Annotated in this window: 1 protein-coding gene; it reads left to right on the forward strand. The window is 39.9% G+C overall.

What is annotated here, in order from left to right; all coding sequences use genetic code 11:
- Positions 1-123: 123 nt before the first annotated feature.
- Positions 124-228, forward strand: a 105-nt coding sequence (locus CBI42_RS12190; protein ID WP_306425634.1) for a 2-dehydropantoate 2-reductase N-terminal domain-containing protein, incomplete at its 3' end; no start/stop codon positions are given.

A 228-nucleotide genomic window follows, 5' to 3' on the forward strand; every position in this document is an offset into this window, starting at 1 on the left:
TGAGGAGTTATTTGCGAAAATAACTCGAATTAAGGTGGTACCGCGTTAACTTAACGTCCTTTGGTTTTATAACCAAAGGGCGTTTTTTAGTCGGATTAATAAAAAATAAAAGGAGTGGTCATTATGAAGTACGGTGTAATTGGTGCAGGAGCAATGGGAGTAAGGTATGGCGTAATGTTACAAGAAAACGCCGGAGTTGATGTTGACTTCATCGATACTTGGGAACCC

The sequence above is a fragment of the Streptococcus sp. KR genome, from assembly GCF_002238115.1.
GTDB lineage: Bacteria > Bacillota > Bacilli > Lactobacillales > Streptococcaceae > Streptococcus.